This is a genomic window from Vibrio sp. 10N.261.54.E10 (genome assembly GCF_002877735.2).
Lineage (GTDB): Bacteria > Pseudomonadota > Gammaproteobacteria > Enterobacterales > Vibrionaceae > Vibrio > Vibrio crassostreae_C.
The window spans coordinates 913,334-935,340 of the sequence record NZ_MCXE02000001.1 but is presented as its reverse complement, the minus strand read 5'-3'; the positions used below and the strand labels follow the sequence as shown (position 1 = coordinate 935,340).

Genomic DNA, 22,007 nt, shown 5'->3' with positions numbered 1-22,007 from the left:
AAAGGATCAAAAAAAGCCAGCGATTAGGCTGACTTCATTCAGTTAGCTATTACTTGTTAAAGATTAGCCGTTTTTAGGTGGATCAAATGCCGTGAGTTCTAATACTGGACCTGTGTATTTTTCAATCTTCACAAGCGCAGAGTTTGCAGCACAGCCATTCGCCAAACGAGAAGTCGGGATATCCAACGTAAGCACGTTACAGCCACCGTTTTTACATAGACCTGTGTCTTTATCTAAATCAGGCCAACCGCCTTCATGGATACATACAGAGCCTTGTTTGATGCCATCCGTCACTAATGCACCCACCAATACTTGTCCACGACCATTATGTGCACGAACCAAGTCACCCGTTTTAATGCCTCGAGCTTTCGCATCTTCAGGGTGAATTGAAATCGGCTCACGGTCTGCAATCGCATACTCTTCGCGGATCTTCGCGTAGTTGAACTGGCTATGCAGACGGTGCGCGGCGTGCGCTGTCATCAGTTGCAGTTCGCCATCTTTAGCGTTGCCTGTGTACTCTGTTGGTTCTAACCAAGTTGGGTGTGCAGGGCAATCATCTAGTTGGTAACCTTCAATGGTTCTTGAGAATATCTCGAACTTGCCACTTGGTGTACCTAGTGGGTTCATGATTGGGTTCTCACGAAAATCAGCGTAACGAACAAACTGTGCGTTCTTCTCGTTCCACTTCATCTCGATCAACTGATTATCTTCCCAGAACTTGCTGAAGTTAGGCATTACGATACGCTGACCACGACCACCTTGCTGTGCGGTTTTGTAAAAACCATACAGCCATTCCATCTCGGTCTTGCCTTCGGTGTACACATCACGACCACCCGGAGCAAGTAACTCAGACATGTCCGCAAATACATCGAAATCGTTACGAGCTTCACCTTGTGGCTCAACCACTTTCTTCATTGGCACTAAGTGTTGGTTACTGTAGTCACCCGTCATCGTCATATCATTACGTTCAAACGATGTAGTAATTGGCAGAACAATATCCGCGTGCTTAGCTGCTGCTGTCCAGTAAGGTTCTGAGATAACAATCAGCTCAGGCTTTTGCCAAGCTTTGATCAAGCGGTTGGTATCTTGGTGGTGAGTAAAGTTCGCACCGCCTGCCCACCAGATCATTTTGATCTCTGGGAACGTTAGGTTGTGACCATTGTGATGGTAGCTTGAACCCGGGTTTTCTAGCGCTTCAACAATACGAGCTACAGGGAATGCGTTCACAGATCCTGAAACAGCCCAATCGTTACCCGCCGAAGAACCACCGCCAAGTGACGCTGAAATCGCAGGAAGTACGCCTGCATCACGAGCAGGGTTACCACCGTTTGAGTAGTGGTAAGAAAGACCGAAACCACCACCAGGCAAGCCAACTTGACCTAGCATTGTCGCTAGCGTAACCAACATCCAGTGACGTTGTTCACCGTATTGTTGACGCTGCATACCCCAGCCAGACATCAGCATAGTACGGTTCTTACTGAAGATATCCGCAAGTAGCTCAAGCTGCTTCACTGGCACACCACAGATCTCAGACGCCCACTCAGCAGATTTTTCTACGCCGTCTTCCTTACCCATCAAGTAAGCTTCGAATACGTCGTAACCTGTTGTGTATTTACCCAAGAATTCTTTATCGTGCTTGCCCTGTTTCACTAACGTGTGTGCGATACCCATCATCATGGCTACGTCAGTCATTGGGTGAGGAGCAATCCACTCTGCGTTGTCACCAAAAAACTCGATAGTCTCAGAGCGCATTGGGTCAATCGCAATCACTGTCTTGCCCGACTTCTTCAACTGGTGGAAGAACTCAAGACCTGCACAGTCGGTTGAGCTCCAAGCGATCTTCAAGGTGTTAATTGGGTTTAGGCCCCAAAGTACCACCACATCACTGTGCTCAAGGATAACTGGGTAAGTCGTCTGCTGTTCATACACCTCAATCGAACCCACAACGTGCGGCATGATAACTTGCGCAGCACCTGTTGAGTAATCACCTAAGTGACCAGAGTAACCACCAGCCATGCTCATGTAACGTTGTAGAAGCGTTTGCGCTTTGTGCAGAACACCACTTGAACGCCAGCCATAAGAGCCTGCGAATACAGATTCCGCACCGTGCTCTTGACGAATACGTGAGTGTTGTTGGTGAATCAATTTGTACACTTCATCCCAAGAGATACGAACAAATTCATCACTACCACGTACACCTTCAGGTGCAGATGGGTTAGCCAAGTAGCCTTTACGAACCATAGGGTACTTAACACGCGCTTTGGTGTGTACTTGATCAGGGCCTGTGGTCTGCAGGCTATTTGGAACCGTTTGTGCCAGTGCATTCGTCGTCGACACTAACTTGCCATCTTTCACTTCACACAGCATTGGTCCCATACGACCTGATGTTAGAACACCAGAACCACGTTTGTCCGAAGCAATTGCGCTCATCGGCGTCAAAGATGTGAATGCCAACGCACCAGCTGTAATACCTGTGCCTTTCATAAATCCACGACGTGTCATATTAGTCATAATTTTATCCTTCTAATTCTCTTTAGTGACCAACAACGTCTTTCGCGTGGTTTTGGAAGTACTTAGTCAGCAGCTCAAGGTTTTGCTCAGAAATGTCTGTACGGTCGCCCATACTTTTCGCAACAGGTCCCCAAGCATTCACAGTGAAGTGGTTTGAAGGAATTTTCGCGTGACACGTTGCACAGTAAACGTTGTCCAACTCTTCTGCGTAAGACCAGATTGGGTCTAGTTTATCGACAACTGGAGAAGTGATATCACCCGTTAGCGCAACTGAACGCCACTCGTTACCGTAAGCATCGGCTTTATAGTCACCAGTAGTCAGTGCTTCTTGACCTTTGTCTGTCAATGTCGCAACGATTGCACGTTGGCCTTCACCGAAGTAAAGCACTTGCTCTGCACCTTTCATTTGGAATGCATTCAAAGTCACAGTACGGTTGTCGCCTTCAGCCTTGACCACTTGCAGTTCTGCTGTTGGGTTTACACTGCCGAAGTCACCCATTGCGATATCGGTTACTGGGTAAACCACTTTCGCATCTGCTGGCGTGTTTTTCGTAAATGCGATCAGGGTATCGAACGCTTTGCTATCTAGCTGAGCTTCAGGAGCAAAATGTGCAACGCCTTTGTGACAATCGATACACGTTTGGTTATTTTCGCGACCATAAGCATGCATTTTTGCTGCATCACGAGATTGCTCGAACTCTTCCATTGCATCGAATTCGTGACAAGAGCGACAAGTCGCTGAGTCATTCTCGCGGAATTGAGCCCAAACTGTCTCAGCCATCTCTTCACGGTGTGCTTCATATTTCTCAGGCGTGTCTATCTTACCTGAAATAAATTCGTGGTAGATGTCTTTGGACGCTCTTACTTTGGTGATCACGTAGTCAATCGGATCAGTTGGAATGTGGCAATCGGCACATTCAGCTCGAATGCCTTTTGCGTTACTGAAGTGTACAGAACCTTGGTATTCTTTGTGGGGTGCTTCCATTGTGTGGCAAGAAACACAAAACTCAGTGCTCGATGTATAGTGCATAACGGCTGCAGTTCCCCCTAAGGTTAACCAACCAATACCTATACCAACCGCCGCTATTAGTGCGATATAACGTTTTTTTATTGTCATAATTCTTAATCATCTTCAACAATTGGTTACAATTAAGATCAGAATAGTACTTTAGGGGTAGATCAGTTTGATTTGGATCATAAATCGCATTCTGAGGAACAAAGATTGAACCTTTATGAGAACCCAAGGGCACTTCACGAAATTATTCCCCACCAGATACAATCGCCCACCAAATAAGAATCGACGGTTAAATATCTATTATTGATTAATCTAACATCAACGAGACAAAACGGCTTTCTAAGTCAAAGAAGTAAATTGTAAATCTATTACAATATTGGCTATCTATTTTTCATAAACTCCTCACTCAATGAACCAAACAGAATTCCAGCAAAAAATAGCGAGTTTCACCGCCATCGAACAAGCGCTTGATTACTTCGAAATTGGCTTTGATAGCAAGTTTATCGACCAAAATAGAATAGAGCTTGTGAAGCGCTTTAATGGTTATCTGATCCTATCGAAACCCGATGATTGGTTTTCGGGAAGAAGAGCACTGAAAAGCGCGTACTGTAAGGTTCAACGCAGTAAACTGGATCGCTACACACGATCAGCCTGTCGTGGTTGCACAACTTGCCAACGCCGCTAGTTCAAAATCAGAAAGCTTAAACGTAGATAACAAAAAATAGAGAATTGAAATAACATCTCATTACGATTTAGTTAGTGGTTTGCTCGAAAAAAAGTGTGCTAGTCTTACGGCAACTCAACTACGAGATAAAAACTACAATGAAAATTTTCAGCAATTTCGAAAGCGGCAACATTCACGTCGTTTCAGCAGATTCACCACAAAACATTCAACTGACGATCCCAGCAGACAACCAGACTGAAATCTCTCAGTGGTTTCATTTCCGTTTAGAAAGTGAAGCTCAACAAGCTCACCACTTTGAAATCGGCCAATTGGCAACATCTGCTTACCCTGATGGGTGGAAAGATTATGATGTTGTAGCATCTTATGACCGTGAAGAGTGGTTCCGTATTCCATCTCAGTTCGATGGCGATACATTAAGCTTTGATATCATCCCTGAACACGATTCAATGTACTTCGCCTACTTTGCGCCGTACTCATACGATCGTCACCAAGATCTTCTGCACAGTGCTCAAACGCACCCGGCTTGTAAGCTTGAAACTCTAGGTCACACGCTAGACAACAACGACATCACCTTGCTAACCATTGGTGAGCCAAGTGAAGAGAAGAAAAACATCTGGGTTATTGGTCGCCAACACCCTGGCGAGACGATGGCTGAATGGCTGATCGAAGGCCTGCTACAACGCCTACTTGATGAAACAGATACGGTTGGTCGCTCTCTTCTAGACAGCGTTGTGTTCAGAGTTGTACCAAACATGAACCCAGATGGCAGCATCCGCGGTCACCTGCGTACTAACGCGATTGGCGTAAACCTGAACCGCGAATGGCAATCACCTTCTATGGAACGCAGCCCAGAGGTATTCCTTGTTCGCGAGCGTATGCTGGAAACGGGCGTTGACCTGTGTCTAGATATTCACGGCGACGAAGCGATTCCATATAACTTTGTAGCAGGTAGCGAAGGCACACCTTCTTACAACGAGCGCATCGCGAAGCTAGAGAGCCACTTCAAGCAAGCACTGCTCACTATCACGCCAGAGTTCCAAGATGAATTTGGTTACGATAAAGACGAACCAGGCAAAGCAAACATGACAGTTGGCACAAACTGGATTGGTGAGCAATTCAAGTGTTTGGCTTACACCGTCGAGATGCCATTTAAAGATCACATCAGTCACGCTGACGAACTTTACGGCTGGTCTCCAGAACGAAGTGTCGCGTTTGGTCACGATATGCTAGCCGCAGTTTGGGCTACAGTAGACGAGCTATAAGGCGAACTAAGCTCATTAGCTTTACCTGTATCGCCTTTGGTTTATAAGAATCTGGGCTATAGATAGAACAAAGCCCAGCACTTGTGAAAGTGCTGGGCTTTTTAATATCGGCTTGGATGAGTGAATCTAACTTTAAAAGCTTTCTATGCCACTCTGAGGCTAGCAAAAAACACTGGGTATCTTTGCCTAATGTGGCGTTGTTCAGACACCATATCTTTGAAGCTCGGACCTTGTGATAACTGAACGATCACTTCGTCACCTTCTTGTCGCAATACAGCACCGCTAATATCGATACTGTTGTTGTCATGCAACCTCAAGGTGCCGGCCATTGAAAAGCCACGATAAACCGGAATGATGTTACGCATCATCAGGCGTACACCCTTTTCAGAAACTTCGCTGACATGAAAAAGCTCATCCTTAATTCGCATCACCGGACGAGCCTTTTGAGGGTACTTTAAGCGGTAATATTTGCGTTTCTGGGTGAATGAATCTTCACGCATTAGTGACTCCCTGTCTCTGTTATTTCGGTCAAGCAATAGGCTGTAGCTTCAATTGGTCTCAAATAAACACATTCACCAAATTGATAGCTAATAATTATATCGACTTCCCGAGCTAATGCTTTAGAGATTTATACAGAGAAACACGGATTGCTTAGCATTCAGTAAAAAATGAGAACTGAATCGGAAATGAAAACTAAGATGGAAACGAGAACTAAGCCGGAAATGAACTGAACCAATAGCTAAAAACCCAATTCTTCGCATCGCACCCTAAAGCTGAAACAATGCCAACTGAATGCTGAAGCCCACGAATAGAATCCCACACACAATGTTCACCATTTGCGAGGTGCGCTTTTGAACTAACAAGCGCTTAAAGGTATCCGCCATTAAGATCACAACTAAGAACCACATCGACACCACTGACGCTTGAATTGCACCAAGTATCAAACTGTCTGTCACAATCGCATCTGTTGAAACAAATTGAGGGAATATAGAAAGATAAAACAGGACAATTTTAGGATTCAGTAGATTAGTGAGAAGCCCTTTGAAAAACTGATGATATAGCTTACTTCCCGATGCGCTCACCACAGCAAGCACGCCCTCTTGAGCTCGCAATGCCGCTCGAAAGTGATTACAACCAAGCCAGATTAAGTACAAGACGCCCAGCCACTTAAGACCTTCAAACGCCATTGGGGTCTGAGATAACAGTAAGCTCATGCCATTCGCAGAAACAAACGCATGAAAAAAGAACCCGCATGACACACCCAACACGTTAATAAACGCAAACAGCTTTCTTTGGGTTAGAGCCGTGCTCAATACCAACAGAGCATTTGGGCCTGGAATAATGGCAATAAAAAACACGATGATAATAAACAGCCAGATACTTTCCCAACTCATTTCGCTCTCATTTCCTTAAAGCTTCCTAATCATACTTGATCGTTTTAGGGCGGGTATTGTACGTCCATTCAATACCATTACAATATGATAAACGCTTAATTATCGCGTATGGCTAACATACATAATTCGCGCGTATAATGAATGTGTTTATCGTCTAACATACAAAACTGATTCTCTAACATTTGTAGCCCTGTTAGACTCCACCTCCCTTTTGATACTTGGTTCATTTATGTCATTTGCTAGCCTAACCCTTAACGCAAAAACCGTCTCCGCGCTCCCATCTCAATTCAATAAGCCAACAGAGATACAGCAAGCGGTAATTCCTACCATTATTGCGGGGAAAGACGTACTTGCATTGGCTCAAACGGGCAGCGGTAAAACATTGGCGTTTGGCTTACCGTTACTGAATAACATCAACCAAGATGTGAATGAACTGCAAGCACTGATCATTGTTCCAACCCGTGAACTTGCATCTCAAGTGACCAAATCTTTAGAGCCGATCGCGACAGCGCTCGATATCAAATTCGTAACCTTAACCGGTGGCGTGACTACTGATGATCAGCAGCAACAATTACTAACCCAACCGCAATTAGCAATCGCTACTCCGGGGCGTCTACTTGCTTTAATCAAAAGTAGCGAACTGGATGTAACTCAGTGCGTATCATTGGTTCTTGATGAAGCCGACCGCCTGATCGACATGGGCTTTTGGCCAGATATTCAAGCGATTACCGCAGCACTACCAAGCAAACGTCAGTCACTGTTGTTCTCTGCGACACTTCCGCCTGAATTAGTGGGGCAAGCTGAAGAGCTTCTTTTAAACCCGGTTAAAGTCACTACACACCAAGAAAACAGCGTGGTCGCGACTATTGAAGAAACTCTGTATTTAGTGAACAAAGGCAGTAAGGCTCAAGCACTTATCGCCCTACTTCATCAGACCCCATGGCCGCAAGTATTGGTGTTCATTGGCGCAAAAGATAATGCCGACGCATTAACCAAGCGATTGAATAAATCCAAAATCAGTGTGAGTGCGTTACATGGAAATAAGAGCCAAGAAGAACGAGAGCAAGCATTAGAAAGTTTCAAAAATGGCGAGACTCGTGTGCTTATCGCGACAGACGTGATGGCTCGCGGCATCCATATTGATCAGCTGCCTGTCGTGATTAATTTTGATTTGCCGACACACTCCGCAACTTACGTACACCGAGTTGGTCGCACAGCAAGAGCAGGAAGCACTGGTTGCGCTATCTCTCTGGTTAGTCACAGCGAAACTGACTACCTAAATGCGATTCGTACTCTGACCAATAAGCCTCTTGTGCTACAAGCATTAGAAGGTTTCCCTGTTACAGACAAACCTGCATCTGAAGTGACAGCTCGCAAACGTCCACCTAAAGACAAAATGGCTAACCGAAGAACCGCAAAGAAGAAAAGTGCTAAGCAATTTAAGAGCAAGCTAAGTTCTTCAAAATAACCAGCTCTTCAAAATAACCATAGAAAATCGATTAGCCCAGTTTGCACTGGGCTTTTTATATGCAATCAAATGTAAAATCACAACCTATCGACTCAGACAAAATGCCAATTTAAATGACACTTTTGTGAATTATGATGCCAAGGTATTGATTCTTGGTTGCTCAAAAAAAATACTTTCTGATCACGTTGACGCCCCTATATCTGGCAACTAGATTTTTCTATTAGTGCCTAAAAACCGGGAGGTCATTGAAATGAAACGTGCAAGCTCTACATATCGATTACAACTGATTAAGGAAGTGGCTACTCGCCGAGATCGTCAGAGTTCCAATGACCCAATGGCAAACTACATACAAAACCTAATAGATAATAAAGATGATTGTGATACTTCGGTTGAACGCAACCAGAGGTTCAGTGGCAGTCATTTTGATGAGCACATAGGTGGTTGGGTAAGTGACCACTGGGGTAACAAGTAGGACAAAGAGAGTAATCCAACCAGCATAATCGCTGTAGAATTCGTCTCCGCATTAACCTATCATCTGCAACAAATCCCTATCATTGAGTAAGCAGAAAGTGTCTGAGTTAAAAAGAGAAAAAGAAGTGATGGTTGCCTTCCAAGTGATCCCTCGCGTTAAAGAAGGCAACAACTTCGAAGTAGTTGATAAAGCCATTGAAGTTGTGAAAGCAGCCGATGTCCCTTTCCAAGTTGGTGCGATGGAAACCACAATGAAAGGTGAACTCAATCAATTACTCGATATCGTTAAAAAAGCAGAACAAGCTTGCTACGATGCAGGGGCGGTAGAAGTGATCACAAACATTAAGATTCACAGTAAAACCACCGAGGCCGATGATACATTTTGCACGTACCATCGTGGTGTAACGAAAGCGAATCACATGTTTGTTTAATCACATTTTTGTTTCTGAAAACTGAGCTTTAAGAAAGGCTCTGAAGAACCAGTGGTGTTATTGGAAAGGCATGTCTGAGAGGTGAGAAAGGATTTCCATTCGTTCTTCTTCTGACATCGAATGCCAATCACGCGGAGTCTCTTCAGGGTCATCTTTTGCCCCGATCGGTTTTCGGTCAAGTGCTTTGACTGGCTCTTTTTTGATTTTTACGTTCTTTTTATTCATACCGACACCACTCCTTCTGGTACAAAGGTACCTACTTTAATATTACACCCCAACCATTATGTAAAGTAATAGTTACTTCGGAGTTAAATAAAATCTAAATACTTCCTCTTTAGCCAAAAAGATCTCTTTGGGGACTGGTATTTCCCTCTTCATCGACCTGCTTACCAATCAAGTTTTTTTGATTCATTATTTTTCTTCTATAGCGCTGACGACACAGCTTTATCACGTGCAATTGTTCTGACGGTGTCATCGACATCCAATTAAAGCGCTCTTCTCTCTTGCGCATACAACCGTTGCAATAGCCTTTGTCATCGCTTGAACAAACCCCAACGCAAGGGCTTGGAACTTGGAAAAACTCTAACTGCTCCACCATGCCTCCTTACACATTCAAAATTACGCTTACTCTCTCAAAAATAAGCGATTAATTTGTCGCCTGGCTCATGAAATCCATACTAAACTATGACCTTATACTGACACATATAGTGTTTTGTAAACTATACTTTGAACCCATCAAGTTACACTTATCCGGTAACTTCGTTCTTTCCTTTGGAGCCTTATAATATGAAGTTTAGTTCAAAAAAATTACTAGCAGTAGCCGCTTTACCTATGATGCTAGCAGCATGCACAACAACAGGTGACAACGCGATGCAAGTAACACCAACCGATCTACAGCACCATAATTGGGAACTTGCGCAAATTGATGGCAAGGACATTGTGAAAAGCGAAGACCAAGCAGCTCCTCGTCTAGAGATCGGCGAAAAGATGACTGCAAACGGCATGGCTGGTTGTAACAACTTCTTCGGTCAAGGCGAGCTGAAAGACGGTCAATTCCGTATCAAGCAAATGGGCATGACAATGAAAATGTGTCACGGCTCTGCGATGGAAATCGAACAATCGGTTTCTGCTACTCTAAGCGAGTGGAGCGACGTAACGCTAACAAACGATACGCTAGTACTGAAAAACGATGTACACACGCTAACGTACACAATTCGTGACTGGGTAAACTAATCCGTCATCGAAACCAAATACTGATTAAAGGAGCCTGATGGCTCCTTTTTTATTGTCAGCTTGCCCTCACTACTTCTTCAAAATTGACGCTCATCGCCGACTTTTCGTACCAACCTCCAATAAACCTCAAAAATCTCTCATTTAGATGCAATAAATTCAACGGTTCAGCGGTCTGTTGCTAGGATGGCAAAAGCCTAGAGTCTGTCGAGTTTTCGAGATGATTACGTATCGAACAAAACTCGACCGCGAACTCCCTGCTTGTTCTCAAGTAATTGATTGAATTTACTGTTGAATTAGAATTTATTTCAGAAACAGATAGAATAACTATTAGGGCATGTTGATCTTTCGTTAACCACGAAGGGTCAATACGCACTAGGGAGTTCGAAAATACAATGCTCTTGCCCGTTCACTACCAAATGGAAAAGTTTATGAACAAGATAGTAAGTACGTTAGGAATCATGGCAACCGTTGCATACAGCGCAACCATTTATGCTGATGAAGCAACATCCATCGACAGCTGGAACCAAATAGAACAGCAGGCAGAGGGAGAAACTGTCTACTTTCACGCTTGGGGCGGAAGCCAAGAGATCAATCGTTACCTACAGTGGGCAGGCAAGAAATTACAAAGTGACCACGGTGTCACGTTAAAGCATGTGAAAGTGACCGATATTGCGGAAACCACCACTCGACTGCTTGCTGAAAAAGCGGCAGGAAAGAACAGTGAAGGCAGCGTCGATATCGTCTGGATTAATGGCGAGAACTTCCGTTCGATGAAAGACAACGCGCTATTGTTTGGGCCATTTACGGAATCACTTCCAAATTGGCAGTATGTCGATAAGTCTCTGCCAATTGATGTCGATTTCTCAGAGCCGACAGAAGGCTTAGAAGCACCGTGGGGCGTGGGACAACTGGTGTTCATTCATGACCAAGAAACACTTCACAACCCGCCACAATCATTCTCTGAGATGTTAAGCTACGCTCAGGCTTTCCCGAACCGCTTAAGCTACCCTCGCCCACCAGAGTTTCATGGCACGAGCTTCATTAAGTCACTACTGATTGAACTAACAAACAATAACCCTGCGCTGGCTCAGCCGGTTTCAGAAGACAACTTCCAAGAAGTAACGGCACCACTGTGGGCTTACTTAGATAAATTCCATAAAGTGGCGTGGCGCGGTGGAAAGCAGTTCCCAGCAGGCACATCGGAAAGCATCCAACTTCTGGATGACGGACAGATCGATCTCGCGATTACGTTTAATCCAAACTCTGTTTATTCAGCACAAGCCAGTGGTCGCTTAGCCGAAACCACTAAGGCTTATGCTCTAGAAAGCGGCGCTCTATCTAACATTCACTTCCTTGCGATTCCTTGGAACGCCAATGCAACCGCGGGTGCTCAAGTGACCATTAACTTCTTACTGAGCCCTGAAGCACAGTCTCGCAAGGGGGACCTCAATGTTTGGGGCGATCCTTCGGTTCTGAGCAGCAAGTACCTCACTGGCAGCGCTAAAAACACCCAGCAATTTAAATCGGTTGATGAACCACACCCGAGCTGGCAAAACGCGCTCGAGAAAGAGTGGCTTAAGCGATACGGTAACTAGTCTTCATGCTACGCGCTCTATATTTTGTTGTTATAGCTGTATGCATTATCCCGACCATTCCTGGGGTAGCGGGAGTCGTGGCTTCGTCACTGAGTTTCATCCCGCCCCTTGGTTTAGAGGAGCCGACACTCAACGGTTTTAGCCAAGTCTTTCAATGGGAAGGGGCTTGGCACTCTATTGGCTTAAGCCTAGGTTCAGCAATTGCAAGCAGCTATATAGCCTGCTTCCTGACCTTTTGTATTCTTCAAGCCTCTTGGGGAAACAAGTTTTGGAGAAAGATTGAGTTTACGCTATCGCCAATGCTTGCCATTCCACATGTAGCTTTCGCTATCGGCTTTGCTTTTCTGTTTAGTCCAACGGGGCTTGGCGCAAGAGCGGTACATCACTTGCTCGGCGAATCGGCTACCAGCTCTGAATTGGCGTTATTGGTGAAAGACCCATACGCGTTCGGCTTAATTATTATGCTCGCACTCAAAGAAGTCCCCTTCTTATTGCTGATGAGCATTTCGATACTTCAGCAAATTGATGTAGAGCGTATCACCAAGGTCAGTGCATCGCTCGGTTACAGCCGCGCTCAGATCTGGTGGAAATGTATTTTCCCACAATGGTTTACTAAGCTTCGTTTCCCAATGCTGGCGGTACTCGCTTACAGTGTCTCGGTTGTCGATATTGCTTTGATCATAGGCCCAACCAACCCGCCGACCTTTGCCGTTTTGGTATGGCAATGGTTCAACGATCCGGATCTTAACCTACTTCCGCGAGCTGCTGCTGGTGCCATCGTTTTGTTTGGTTTAGCTTCGTTGATCATCGCCTTGGCGCGTTTAGTTGAATGGGCGGTTCTTAAGTACTTTCGAACTTGGCAGTATTCCGGAAGAACAGGGGCAAACCTTCCGGGGAAAACGGTATTCACTGTCCTTGCTAGCCTTTCACTGCTGATCATTCCTTTAATGGTAATTTGGAGCGTTGCTCAGCGTTGGCGCTTCCCTGATTTACTGCCGAGCCGCTACAGCACGCGCTTCTGGGAGTTCGAGTGGGAAGGCATCATGAGCACCGTTGGTCAAAGCTTATGGATTGGTCTGATTGCTGCTTCAATCGCTTTGTTGCTTGCGCTGGTTGCTCACGAATACAGAATCAAATACAAGTGGCAAGTTCCGGGCTTCATTATCGCTATTCCAATGCTAATACCACAGCTTTCAGTGTTGTTTGGTATGCAAGTCACGACCCTCTACATCGGCAGTAGTGCCTATGAGTTCTGGGTGATTTGGGCGCATGTTTTCTTTGCTTTCCCGTTTGTGTACCTGTCTTTGGATGGCCCGTGGCAAAGCTTCAATGATGGGTTGATTAAAGCCTCGCTGAGCCTAGGTAAATCGCCATTTCAGAGTTGGTATTCGATCAAACTACCAATCTTGCTTCCTGCGATTGCCTTTGCTTGGGCGGTCGGGATCAGCGTGAGTTTGGCCCAATACCTTCCAACATTAATGCTCGGCGCGGGCCGTATTAGCACGATCACCACAGAAGCCGTTGCACTTACCAGTGGTTTCGACCGCAGGGTGACAGCAATCTATGCCATTTGGCAGGCCCTATTGCCTCTGTTCTTTTTCTCTTTAGCGATATTAGTCAGCCGACTTCAACTGAGATATCGCCGTCTTACTTTTAAAGGTTTCCTAAGTAATGAGTCTGTACCTCAACGACCTCGCCATCCGTAAAACCGATGGAGATTCGCTGTTCTCAGCGCTAAACGTCACATTAGAATCTGGCCAAATACTGGCTTTGATGGGGCCGAGTGGCTGCGGAAAGTCGACCTTACTGGATGCGATTGCTGGTCACTTAAGTGAAGATTTTTCGTACTCTGGCACCGTTGTGTTGAACAATATTCAGCTCGACGAGCTTCCACCACATCAGCGTGAAGTCGGTATTTTGTTTCAAGATGACTTGTTGTTTCCGCACCTCAAAGTATGGGAAAACTTGGCCTTTTCGTTACCGAACTCTGTTAAAGGTTCCGCTCGCCAAAAACAAGCAATGGCTGCACTAAAAGACATAGAGCTAACTCACTTAGCTGAATCTTTCCCGGATCAAATATCCGGCGGTCAACGCGCAAGAATAAGCTTGACTCGTATGTTGTTAGCCAAGCCTAAACTCGCCCTGCTTGACGAACCGTTCAGTAAGTTAGACCAAGAGCTCAGAGCACAATTTCGCGATTGGGTCTTCGAACAGCTGACCAAAGCGAATATCCCTACATTAATGGTCACGCACGACGAAGCCGATGTACCTCAAGGGGCAGAAGTACTGTCTTGGCCATGGAGAAGTAACCATGCTGGATAAGTACTCCATTAAGGTCATTAAGTGGCCATTAAATCAGTCTGCTAAGTTACTAAACCAATTGGGTATCACGGCCAATCAAACCACGTTATTCGGATTTCTGATTGGGTGTTTAGCGTTTCCAGCGTTGGCATTTCAACAATATGAGTGGGCGTTAGGCTTCATTGTGTTTAATAGAGTATGTGATGGGCTTGATGGAGCCTTGGCTCGAATCCAAGGCATTAGTGATGCGGGCGGTTTCCTCGATATCAGCCTAGATTTCCTATTCTACTCGCTGATCCCTTTTGGATTTGTCATTGCCAACCCAGAACACAACGCCATTGCCGGTGCATTTTTGATCTTCTCTTTTATCGGCACAGGCAGCAGCTTTTTAGCGTTTGCGGTTATGGCAGGCAAGCGAGGCATTGAAAACCCAGTCTATAAGCATAAGTCTCTGTACTACATGTCAGGGCTAACCGAAGGCACTGAAACCATCGCTTGTTTCATCGCGTTTTGTATTTGGCCTCAACACTTTGCGGTTATCGCTTACACCTTTGGTGCAGCTTGTTGGCTAACCACGTTCATGCGTATTTATTTTGGTTTTCAGACACTAAAAAACCAAGCTAGTTAATAAATGAGTTAGTTTCTTGCACCTATAAAAACGCCGCTCATTGTGAGCGGCGTTTTCTATATTAGTATGGATAATGCCCGCTAAATCATGACATCAAGCTTCAGCTGAAGCCGTGATTTTAAACCTCAATACCTTTAGGCTTGAATCAAGGTCGACATCGACAAACTCAGGCGGGTTGTCTAGGCGTTCAATAAACTCAACGCTTGGCGCTTCTTCTGCCATCGTCTCAATCAGGAAGTTTGGTGAGACTGCTGGTGAGTTCACACACGCAATCACTTCACCGCCTTCCGTTAGAAGCTCCGGCAAACGGCGTAAGATCTTTTTGTAGTCTTTAGTTAGGGCGAAGCTGCCTTTTTGGAACGAAGGTGGATCGATAATCACCAACTCATAAGGACCGCCCTTCTTGATTTTGCCCCACGACTTAAAGATATCGTAGCCAAGGAAGTTAACCGAGCGCATATCGTGATCATTCAGACGGTGGTTATCGCGGCCTTTATTCAACGAGCCACGTGACATATCCACATTCATGCACTGACGAGCGCCACCAGCGATAGCCGCGACAGAGAAACCACAAGTGTATGCAAACAGGTTAAGAACGTTCTTATCCTTGGCATTATCTTGTACCCACTGACGACCATTACGCATGTCTAGGAACAAACCGAAGTTCTGATTACGGCCAATGTCTAATTGGTACTTAAGGCCATGCTCAACCACAACCGGAGAGTCATTCAACTCACCCCATAGAACCTCTGAAGGCGCACCATCGGCATAACGGTGTTGCAGAACAATGCTTGTGCCCTGCTTTGATTGCCAGATATCTTTGTTGGTGAGTTCAACCAATCCAGCTTTAAGAGATGACAAGAATTCATCGTCGACTTCTTTAAACACGTTAACCAGTAGCTGTCCATCAACCCAGTCACATGTCAGTTGCTCTAGACCAGGCCAAAACTTACCGCGCCCGTGGAAAATACGGCGTAGTTCGTTTGGTACTTCATTAAGTTGCTGTTCAATATGACTAAAAAACAGAGGTAAAGCTGATGCTTCCATTATTTCACTCACTTAGTGTTTAGCTTTGGCCAAGTTAATGACCAAGGTTCAAGCCAACTGTCCAAACCGTTCGACACGGTTTCTTGATGCCACTTCTCACCCAAGGAGTTTAGGCTTCTTGGATCGCAGACATATTCGTAGGCTTGTGATTGATAGGCAAATCGAATCGCGAAGGCATGCAGATAACCTCTGTCAGCCTCACTCGATGGATTATAAATAGGGTCACCAACAATGGCTGAGCCGATCGACTTCATCGCGACACGGATCTGGTGAGTTCGCCCCGTATAGGGTTTGCATAACAGCAGACGCTCACCGGGTTCAGCCGTTGCTGATAAAAACTGAGTAATCGCAGGGTTCTCTTTGGATGTCAGAAGTTTCCAACTTGAGCGTCGTGAGCGCTCCATGTCTCCTGAGATCAAACCTTGCTTTTTCTTTGGCTTCTTAGAACCGATCGCAAGGTAGTATTTCTCTACTTCACGCTTTGCAAATAGCTGTGAAAGCTCGCTCGCCGCCGACGCATTTTTTGCCAGCAGCAGAATGCCCGAAGTCATTTTATCTAGTCGATGAACGAGATACAGCTTAGGCTCATTAATTGCCTTAGCAACTTCTTGAAGCAACATGGTATCGCCATCGTCTTTGTGGACGCTGACTCCAGGGTGCTTATTGATAAGTAAAAAATCAGAGTGGTTCAGAAGAATATCGAACATTAAAGGCTAGCTCCATTGTAGAACGTAGAGTATACCTCGTCTGAACCCAGATTCCAGCTACGAAAAAGCCCAACTCACTCAATAAATATTGAATCGTTGGGCTTCTTTTCAGCAACTAGCGATCAGTGCGTGGTCTTTACTCGATTACCAATAGGTAAATAGAACCAAGCTACCGCTTTACGCCAGTTTAAACTTACCAACTAATGCTTCTAGCTCAGCAACCTTAGCGTTCAAGCCTGATGTATTTTCGGAGCTACGAGTTGCTAGCTGCAGAGATTGCTCAGAGATATCGCTAATCGCGGTAATGTCCGCTGCAATTTCTTTGGTCACAGCCGTCTGTTCTTCTGCCGCAGTCGCAATAGAGTTAACCATGCTTTGTACATTGCCCGCACCGCTCACAATCGCTTCTAGAGCCGAAACAGCACCTGAGCTTTGCTCAACACCAATCTCAACTAAACGACAGTTATCTTGAGTGTAAGTCACCGCTTCTTGAGTGCCCGATTGAATCGATTGAATGATGCCCGAGACTTCTCGTGTCGCTTTGGTTGTTCTTTCTGCTAGCGCTCGCACTTCATCGGCTACCACAGCAAAACCACGACCAAATTCGCCTGCACGTGCCGCTTCAATTGCAGCGTTAAGAGCTAACAGGTTAGTTTGCTCAGCAATGTCTTCGATTACCTTGATAACGCTACCAATCTGCTCACCGTGAGAACCTAGAGTATTCATTTGCAACGACATATCGCTCATTTGAGTCGACACTTGTTGAATACTCGCCACCATCTCAACAATCACGTTGCGGCCATCTTCTGCAGAGGTTTCTGAGCGACGTGCTTCTTCATAAGTAGACGTGCCCTGCTGCGCCACTTCTGAAATGGTCAAGCTTAACTCTTCAGCAGCCGTTGCAATTAAGTTGGCCTTATCAGCTTGAGCAGAAGCGCCCGTTACGATGTCTTGACTAATAGAAGATAGTTCGCCCGTAACAGATTGAACTTCATGGGTCACAGAAGAGATAGAACCTAATAGGTCTACTAGTGATTTCTGCATCTGGTTAATCGACTTAGCCAGTTCAGCCAATTCATCACCAGAATCATCAATAATGTCGCCTGCCGTTAGGTCACCATTTGCTACACGTCGTGCTACTTGTTCTACACGAGTAAGACGATTGGTAATAGAGCTAGACAATAGATACGCAATCACACAACCAAAGACAATCGCAATAGCAGACAACACCATGATAGTGCGCTCGATGGTAGTAAACGTGTCGGTTAGTGTCAGTAGTGACTGTTCTGTATCTGCACGCTCACTTGCTGACGCTTGATCCAGTAAGTTCTCAATAGGGATAAGATTGCTCTCATACAAAGATCGTAGCTGTTGAATATTGGCTAGTAGCGCAGCTTCATCATTGATCTTCGGCACAAGCTTTGATTCAAACTCTTGAGTGAAACGCCCCATCAGGTCTTCAATTCGCTGAATACGGCGGTGGTCTTCCGAACCTCTACTCTCCAAACGCTTAGCCTGCTCGATAGCTTGAGCAAATTCGTTCTTGCTGGTTCGATAATCATTGAGTGCGTTATCAACCAGTGTAATTGCACCAAGCGCATCTCGGTATACATCACCCGCTTCATCAATCAGTACCAGGTAGGTAACAGTACCCGGAACATCGTCCATTCTAATTTCATCTGCGCTCTGGTGCGCGCCGATAACTTCTATCCATACAATACTGACTAACGTAACAAGCACCGCCAATATAGAGCCAAAACCGGCATACAGTTTCTTTCTCACTGACAATTTCACACAACACCTACCTAAATTAAATACCGATCAAAAATTCTTGATATTCAATATATCGGCTAGGTGACGGATAACTTTAGTGAATGTAATGTTTTATTTTTTGATAAGAATTAAGTATTTGAATAAAAAAACGGGAGCCATTGGCTCCCGTTTCTTAACTTACTTTAGCTCGCGATTGTAGCTTCTTAAAACTATAGCTTCTTAGAGATAAGCGCAGAGCCAGCAATAATACCAATACCTAGTAGCATGATTGCACCTTTACCGCTGTCGAAGCCAGAAGAGATACCCATGAATGCAACGATTGCGATAGCTACTGGGATGATGTACTTAACTAGCGTGTACCATAGACCGAATAGTGGGAAAGATACTTCACCATCGTTAGTGATTTCTTTCTCTAGGTCAGCACGGTTTAGTCTCCAACCAGCGAAGATACATACCAACATACCGCCAACCGCTAGGAAAATCTTATCCGTTAGTAGGTCGAAAATGTCGAACGCGCCAGTATCAAACAGTGTTGGACCGAAGCCGCCAAGTGATAGAGAAGCGAAGATACATAGAATCGCCATTACAACACTTGCAGACAGTACCGCTGTTACACGCTTCATGCCTTTCTCATCGATTAGGTAAGAAACCACAACTTCAAGTAGAGATACTGAAGATGTTAGTGCCGCAACACTCAAACCAACGAAGAACATAAGAGCAAATAGAAGACCAACTACGCCGCCCATTTCAGCGAATAGCTGAGGAACAACAACGAATACTAAACCAGGGCCCGCTGCAGGTTCCATACCGAACGCGAACATTGCAGGGAACATTGCAACACCAGCTAGAATAGCAACACCAGTATCCATTGCGGTTACCATTGCTGTTGTCTGAACTAGGTTCTCTTTCTTCTTAAGGTAAGAACCGTATGTCATCATACAACCCATACCAAGACTTAGAGAGAAGAATGCTTGACCTAGAGCGGCTAGGATTACATTGCTGTCTACTTTAGAGAAGTCAGGACTGAATAGGAACTCAAGACCAGCCATCGCGCCCGGAAGCATAATGCCTTTGATTGATACTACAATAAGGATAATGAAAAGAAGCGGCATCAGGATCTTACCTGCTTTCTCAATACCACCAGAGATACCTTTCATAACGATAACAACGTTAAGTAGTAGGTATAAGCCCATCCACATTAGTGGTTGAACTGGGTTTGAGATAAAGCCACCAAAGCTATCACCAATTGCTTCTGGTGCGTCTAGAAGACCACCTGCAATTTTACCGATGTATGCGATTGACCAACCGCCTACTACTGGGTAGAAACCCATGATAAGTAGACCACTGAATACGCCGATAACGCCAGCGAACGTCCAACGACGGTCAGTTGTTTTAAATGCACCTACTGCTGATTTTTGCGTATGACGGCCAATCGCAAATTCAGTCAGCATGACACTGAAACCAATAAAAATTACAAAAAACAGGTAAATGGCAACGAATGCACCACCGCCACTTTCGCCTGCTGTGTATGGGAATTTCCAAATGTTACCTAAGCCAACAGCAGAACCGGCTGCAGCCATTACGAATCCTAACTTCGAACCCCAGGTATCGCGGGGTGTTGTGGTTGTATTACTAGTAGCCACGTGTACTCCAAACTTTTGTGTTATGTGATGTTGTGTTTTGCTTTGGGTGGCGTCTTTAAAAGGAAGGTGTATAAATAAATTTACACACCTAAAAGATTTGATTGACGCTCGTTGTCTAGCAAGTAAACCAGTTTAAGAATAAAATTGGAAGAGCATACCGTACAAATTTCGTTAAAGATGTAAATTTTTATGGTTAAATGCCGACTTTTCATACAAAACAATCGTTTTCTTCTTAAGTTGACCAAAACTTAACAACTTTAACCTATTTACATCTTTTGCTCTATTTTGTAAATAGTTGAATCCTTAAATTCCCATATCCGTTAAATAGCATTACTATCTAAGTGTCTCTTTTTTCGAGTATTCAATGTGGATAAGCTTTATCATTTTTTAACTTTGGCCTCTGTTGTTTTGTACTGGGTTCTCGTAGCCGGTGTGACGTTTCGTGTTGTACTAAAACGACGCTCTGTCAGCGTTTCTCTTGCTTGGCTAATGGTTATCTACATTATCCCGATTGTTGGTGTAGCTTGTTACTTCCTTTTTGGTGAGCTAAACCTAGGCAGAAAAAGGGCTGAACGCGCTCATCGTATGTTTACCCCTTTCGGCGACTGGTTCCGTCAATTGAATGATTGCCAACTTCACCAACCAGGTAAAGTCGGCTCCCCTATCCATAAGATTGACGAGCTTTGTAACAATCGAATGGGCATCCCTGCACTCAGTGGAAACACTCTATCGCTGCAATCTTCACCAAACGAGATCCTACACGCAATTATCGAAGATATAGAAAATGCACAAACCAGTATCAAGATGGTTTTCTATATTTGGCATCCAGGTGGCCTGACCGATTCGGTTGCCTCTGCGCTGATTCGCGCTGCAAAACGTGGCGTAGATGTTAAAGTTTTGCTCGATTCAGCCGGTAGCCCTCGCTTTTTCAAAAGCCACTGGCAGTCAATGATGAAGGACGCAGGCGTTCAAGTCGTACAAGCACTAGAAGTGAGCCCATGGCGTATTTTCTTACGTCGCCTAGATTTAAGACAACACCGCAAAATCATTGTGATTGACGAGACTATCGCCTATACGGGTTCAATGAACATGGTCGATCCTGTTCACTTCAAACAAAGTTCCGGCGTTGGTCAGTGGATTGATGTAATGGTCAGAGTGACTGGGCCAACCGTTAATGTGTTATCCGCTATTCATGGCTGGGATTGGGAAGTTGAGACTGGTGAACGCATTCTCCCTGATATACCTGAATGCCCAGTTGAAGAAATCATGACACATCATCCGGTTCAAGTAGTGCCGTCTGGCCCTGGCATGCCGGAATATTTGATCTTACAAGTACTGACCATCGCCATCAATCAAGCGAATCATTCTGTACGTATTACTACACCTTATTTTGTGCCAAGTGCTGACTTACTCGAAACACTTAAGATGACAGCTCAACGCGGCGTAACTGTAGAACTGATCATTCCACACAATAACGATTCACTAATGGTTAAATGGGCTTCTCGTGCGTTTTATACCGAGTTGCTTGAAGCTGGCGTGAAGATCTATGAATTTTACGGTGGCCTTCTTCATACCAAATCGGTAGTGATCGATGAAGAGTTTTGCTTGATCGGAACCGTCAATATCGACATGCGCAGTTTGTGGCTCAACTTTGAAGTGACTCTGGCTGTGGATGATGTGCATTTCACGCAAAAACTGTCTGAGCTGCAGAAATCTTATATCGCTTCATCCCACTCTGTAGAGTTAGAACAGTGGGAGCAAAGAAACCTTAGTAATCGCTTCTTTGAGAGGCTGTTCTACTTGTTCAACCCACTCCTATAATTCCAGCAATGGTTCGATTATG

The 22,007-nt window shown here is 44.9% G+C and carries 21 protein-coding genes; 11 read left to right on the top strand and 10 right to left on the bottom strand.

Annotated features, from left to right (window positions below; all coding sequences use genetic code 11):
• Positions 1 to 63: 63 nt before the first annotated feature.
• Both BCU07_RS04155 and BCU07_RS04150 read right to left on the bottom strand, forming a co-directional pair.
• The gene (locus BCU07_RS04155; RefSeq protein ID WP_017060333.1) at positions 64 to 2,511 is read right to left on the bottom strand and encodes a molybdopterin guanine dinucleotide-containing S/N-oxide reductase; all 2,448 of its coding nucleotides are present in this window, start codon (positions 2,509 to 2,511) and stop codon (positions 64 to 66) included.
• A gap of 22 nt (positions 2,512 to 2,533) precedes the next feature.
• Positions 2,534 to 3,628 carry a NapC/NirT family cytochrome c gene (locus tag BCU07_RS04150; protein ID WP_017060332.1) on the bottom strand — a complete coding sequence of 365 codons (1,095 nt, stop codon included), beginning with the start codon at positions 3,626 to 3,628 and terminating at the stop codon, positions 2,534 to 2,536.
• Positions 3,629 to 3,935: 307 nt separating this feature from the next.
• On the opposite strand from BCU07_RS04150, the gene BCU07_RS04145 reads away from it, so the two are divergent.
• On the top strand, positions 3,936 to 4,211 hold the full coding sequence (locus tag BCU07_RS04145; RefSeq protein ID WP_102429181.1) for a nitrogenase-stabilizing/protective protein NifW: 276 nt from the start codon (positions 3,936 to 3,938) through the stop codon (positions 4,209 to 4,211).
• 137 nt (positions 4,212 to 4,348) lie between these two features.
• On the top strand, positions 4,349 to 5,473 hold the full coding sequence (locus BCU07_RS04140) for a M14-type cytosolic carboxypeptidase (protein WP_102429180.1): 1,125 nt from the start codon (positions 4,349 to 4,351) through the stop codon (positions 5,471 to 5,473).
• Positions 5,474 to 5,616: 143 nt separating this feature from the next.
• On the opposite strand, the gene BCU07_RS04135 is transcribed toward BCU07_RS04140, so the two are convergent.
• Both BCU07_RS04135 and BCU07_RS04130 read right to left on the bottom strand, forming a co-directional pair.
• On the bottom strand, positions 5,617 to 5,973 hold the full coding sequence (locus BCU07_RS04135) for a hypothetical protein (RefSeq protein WP_017060329.1): 357 nt from the start codon (positions 5,971 to 5,973) through the stop codon (positions 5,617 to 5,619).
• A 267-nt stretch (positions 5,974 to 6,240) separates the two neighbouring features.
• Positions 6,241 to 6,867, bottom strand: coding sequence for a LysE family translocator (locus tag BCU07_RS04130; RefSeq protein ID WP_017068053.1), 627 nt, complete (start codon positions 6,865 to 6,867; stop codon positions 6,241 to 6,243).
• Positions 6,868 to 7,096: 229 nt separating this feature from the next.
• On the opposite strand from BCU07_RS04130, the gene BCU07_RS04125 reads away from it, so the two are divergent.
• The 3 genes from BCU07_RS04125 to BCU07_RS04115 all read left to right on the top strand — a co-directional run bounded on the left by BCU07_RS04125 (position 7,097) and on the right by BCU07_RS04115 (position 9,237).
• Positions 7,097 to 8,335: a DEAD/DEAH box helicase gene (locus BCU07_RS04125; protein ID WP_102429179.1), complete on the top strand. Its 1,239-nt coding sequence runs from the start codon at positions 7,097 to 7,099 to the stop codon at positions 8,333 to 8,335.
• 250 nt (positions 8,336 to 8,585) lie between these two features.
• Positions 8,586 to 8,807, top strand: coding sequence for a hypothetical protein (locus BCU07_RS04120; RefSeq protein ID WP_029222094.1), 222 nt, complete (start codon positions 8,586 to 8,588; stop codon positions 8,805 to 8,807).
• 127 nt (positions 8,808 to 8,934) lie between these two features.
• Complete coding sequence (locus tag BCU07_RS04115; protein WP_017065764.1) at positions 8,935 to 9,237, top strand: MTH1187 family thiamine-binding protein; 303 nt, start codon at positions 8,935 to 8,937, stop codon at positions 9,235 to 9,237.
• Positions 9,238 to 9,294: 57 nt separating this feature from the next.
• On the opposite strand, the gene BCU07_RS04110 is transcribed toward BCU07_RS04115, so the two are convergent.
• The gene (locus BCU07_RS04110; protein ID WP_017060325.1) at positions 9,295 to 9,462 is read right to left on the bottom strand and encodes a hypothetical protein; all 168 of its coding nucleotides are present in this window, start codon (positions 9,460 to 9,462) and stop codon (positions 9,295 to 9,297) included.
• Between the two features lie 109 nt (positions 9,463 to 9,571).
• Entirely contained in the window at positions 9,572 to 9,835 is a 264-nt protein-coding gene (locus BCU07_RS04105) for a DUF1289 domain-containing protein (protein WP_017060324.1), read from the bottom strand.
• Positions 9,836 to 10,023: 188 nt separating this feature from the next.
• Here BCU07_RS04105 and BCU07_RS04100 point away from each other — a divergent pair, with 188 nt between their 5' ends.
• The 5 genes from BCU07_RS04100 to BCU07_RS04080 all read left to right on the top strand — a co-directional run bounded on the left by BCU07_RS04100 (position 10,024) and on the right by BCU07_RS04080 (position 14,994).
• The gene (locus BCU07_RS04100) at positions 10,024 to 10,470 is read left to right on the top strand and encodes an META domain-containing protein (protein WP_004734625.1); all 447 of its coding nucleotides are present in this window, start codon (positions 10,024 to 10,026) and stop codon (positions 10,468 to 10,470) included.
• Positions 10,471 to 10,898: 428 nt separating this feature from the next.
• A complete protein-coding gene (locus BCU07_RS04095) occupies positions 10,899 to 12,065 on the top strand; it encodes an ABC transporter substrate-binding protein (protein WP_102429178.1) in 1,167 nt (388 codons plus the stop codon).
• 5 nt (positions 12,066 to 12,070) lie between these two features.
• Positions 12,071 to 13,771, top strand: a complete 1,701-nt coding sequence (locus BCU07_RS04090) for an ABC transporter permease (protein ID WP_102429177.1) — start codon at positions 12,071 to 12,073, stop codon at positions 13,769 to 13,771.
• On the top strand, positions 13,737 to 14,387 hold the full coding sequence (locus BCU07_RS04085; protein ID WP_102429176.1) for an ATP-binding cassette domain-containing protein: 651 nt from the start codon (positions 13,737 to 13,739) through the stop codon (positions 14,385 to 14,387). Before BCU07_RS04090 ends, BCU07_RS04085 begins: the two co-directional genes overlap by 35 nt.
• Positions 14,377 to 14,994 (top strand): CDP-alcohol phosphatidyltransferase family protein, encoded by a 618-nt coding sequence (locus BCU07_RS04080; protein ID WP_017060320.1) that lies wholly within the window; start codon positions 14,377 to 14,379, stop codon positions 14,992 to 14,994. The genes BCU07_RS04085 and BCU07_RS04080 overlap by 11 nt, the downstream gene beginning before the upstream one ends.
• Before the next feature lie 93 nt (positions 14,995 to 15,087).
• On the opposite strand, the gene BCU07_RS04075 is transcribed toward BCU07_RS04080, so the two are convergent.
• The 4 genes from BCU07_RS04075 to BCU07_RS04060 all read right to left on the bottom strand — a co-directional run bounded on the left by BCU07_RS04075 (position 15,088) and on the right by BCU07_RS04060 (position 20,164).
• Positions 15,088 to 16,041 (bottom strand): class I SAM-dependent methyltransferase, encoded by a 954-nt coding sequence (locus BCU07_RS04075; protein ID WP_065583884.1) that lies wholly within the window; start codon positions 16,039 to 16,041, stop codon positions 15,088 to 15,090.
• Positions 16,042 to 16,049: 8 nt separating this feature from the next.
• On the bottom strand, positions 16,050 to 16,748 hold the full coding sequence (locus BCU07_RS04070; RefSeq protein WP_017060318.1) for a TIGR01621 family pseudouridine synthase: 699 nt from the start codon (positions 16,746 to 16,748) through the stop codon (positions 16,050 to 16,052).
• A 177-nt stretch (positions 16,749 to 16,925) separates the two neighbouring features.
• The gene (locus BCU07_RS04065; protein WP_102429175.1) at positions 16,926 to 18,542 is read right to left on the bottom strand and encodes a methyl-accepting chemotaxis protein; all 1,617 of its coding nucleotides are present in this window, start codon (positions 18,540 to 18,542) and stop codon (positions 16,926 to 16,928) included.
• Between the two features lie 188 nt (positions 18,543 to 18,730).
• Positions 18,731 to 20,164, bottom strand: coding sequence for a sodium-dependent transporter (locus tag BCU07_RS04060; protein ID WP_050546918.1), 1,434 nt, complete (start codon positions 20,162 to 20,164; stop codon positions 18,731 to 18,733).
• A 366-nt stretch (positions 20,165 to 20,530) separates the two neighbouring features.
• Here BCU07_RS04060 and cls point away from each other — a divergent pair, with 366 nt between their 5' ends.
• Positions 20,531 to 21,985 carry a cardiolipin synthase gene (gene cls, locus BCU07_RS04055; protein WP_102429174.1) on the top strand — a complete coding sequence of 485 codons (1,455 nt, stop codon included), beginning with the start codon at positions 20,531 to 20,533 and terminating at the stop codon, positions 21,983 to 21,985.
• Positions 21,986 to 22,007 lie beyond the last annotated feature (22 nt).

Bases quoted from the DNA above. Each gene is read 5' to 3' on its own strand.
- BCU07_RS04155 (WP_017060333.1), bottom strand. From the start codon at position 2,511: ATGACTAATATGACACGTCGTGGATTTATGAAAGGCACAGGTATTACA.
- BCU07_RS04150 (WP_017060332.1), bottom strand. From the start codon at position 3,628: ATGACAATAAAAAAACGTTATATCGCACTAATAGCGGCGGTTGGTATA.
- BCU07_RS04145 (WP_102429181.1), top strand. From the start codon at position 3,936: ATGAACCAAACAGAATTCCAGCAAAAAATAGCGAGTTTCACCGCCATC.
- BCU07_RS04140 (WP_102429180.1), top strand. From the start codon at position 4,349: ATGAAAATTTTCAGCAATTTCGAAAGCGGCAACATTCACGTCGTTTCA.
- BCU07_RS04135 (WP_017060329.1), bottom strand. From the start codon at position 5,973: ATGCGTGAAGATTCATTCACCCAGAAACGCAAATATTACCGCTTAAAG.
- BCU07_RS04130 (WP_017068053.1), bottom strand. From the start codon at position 6,867: ATGAGTTGGGAAAGTATCTGGCTGTTTATTATCATCGTGTTTTTTATT.
- BCU07_RS04125 (WP_102429179.1), top strand. From the start codon at position 7,097: ATGTCATTTGCTAGCCTAACCCTTAACGCAAAAACCGTCTCCGCGCTC.
- BCU07_RS04120 (WP_029222094.1), top strand. From the start codon at position 8,586: ATGAAACGTGCAAGCTCTACATATCGATTACAACTGATTAAGGAAGTG.
- BCU07_RS04115 (WP_017065764.1), top strand. From the start codon at position 8,935: ATGGTTGCCTTCCAAGTGATCCCTCGCGTTAAAGAAGGCAACAACTTC.
- BCU07_RS04110 (WP_017060325.1), bottom strand. From the start codon at position 9,462: ATGAATAAAAAGAACGTAAAAATCAAAAAAGAGCCAGTCAAAGCACTT.
- BCU07_RS04105 (WP_017060324.1), bottom strand. From the start codon at position 9,835: ATGGTGGAGCAGTTAGAGTTTTTCCAAGTTCCAAGCCCTTGCGTTGGG.
- BCU07_RS04100 (WP_004734625.1), top strand. From the start codon at position 10,024: ATGAAGTTTAGTTCAAAAAAATTACTAGCAGTAGCCGCTTTACCTATG.
- BCU07_RS04095 (WP_102429178.1), top strand. From the start codon at position 10,899: ATGAACAAGATAGTAAGTACGTTAGGAATCATGGCAACCGTTGCATAC.
- BCU07_RS04090 (WP_102429177.1), top strand. From the start codon at position 12,071: ATGCTACGCGCTCTATATTTTGTTGTTATAGCTGTATGCATTATCCCG.
- BCU07_RS04085 (WP_102429176.1), top strand. From the start codon at position 13,737: ATGAGTCTGTACCTCAACGACCTCGCCATCCGTAAAACCGATGGAGAT.
- BCU07_RS04080 (WP_017060320.1), top strand. From the start codon at position 14,377: ATGCTGGATAAGTACTCCATTAAGGTCATTAAGTGGCCATTAAATCAG.
- BCU07_RS04075 (WP_065583884.1), bottom strand. From the start codon at position 16,041: ATGGAAGCATCAGCTTTACCTCTGTTTTTTAGTCATATTGAACAGCAA.
- BCU07_RS04070 (WP_017060318.1), bottom strand. From the start codon at position 16,748: ATGTTCGATATTCTTCTGAACCACTCTGATTTTTTACTTATCAATAAG.